Source organism: Marinobacter halodurans, from assembly GCF_004327985.1.
In the GTDB taxonomy this organism is placed as follows: Bacteria; Pseudomonadota; Gammaproteobacteria; order Pseudomonadales; family Oleiphilaceae; genus Marinobacter_A; species Marinobacter_A halodurans.
Genome location: NZ_SJDL01000199.1, coordinates 1 through 455, shown reverse-complemented (window position 1 = coordinate 455; position 455 = coordinate 1). Strand labels below are relative to the sequence as shown.

The 455-nt window shown below is 35.4% G+C and carries 1 protein-coding gene; it reads left to right on the top strand.

Going from position 1 to position 455, the window contains the following annotated elements; all coding sequences use genetic code 11:
- Nucleotides 1–455, top strand: a 455-nt coding sequence (locus EZI54_RS24100) for an NAD-dependent epimerase/dehydratase family protein (RefSeq protein ID WP_131484364.1), incomplete at both ends; no start/stop codon positions are given.

Below are 455 nucleotides of genomic sequence, written 5' to 3'. Positions count from 1 at the left end.
ATTATGAAGTATGCGAAGAATTATTAAGTAATCCGAAAGTATGGCTTGTAACGGGTGTTGCGGGTTTTGTTGGCTCAAATCTTTTAGAAAAATTATTATTATTAAATCAAAAAGTTATTGGACTAGATAATTTTTCTACAGGATTTCAAGAAAACCTAGATGAAGTAAAACAGAGTGTTGCACCTGAGCAATGGGAAAATTTTACCTTTCATAAAGGTGATATCTGTCATTTAGATGACTGTAAACAAGCTTGTTTAGGTGTGGATTATGTTTTACATCAGGCAGCTTTAGGTTCTGTACCACGTTCAATTCAAGATCCTATTGCAACCAATCAGGCGAACATTAGCGGTTTTGTAAATATGTTAGTTGCGAGCCGTGATGCTGGTGTCAAAAGTTTTACTTATGCAGCAAGTAGTTCTACATATGGTGATCATCCTGGTTTACCAAAGCAAGAG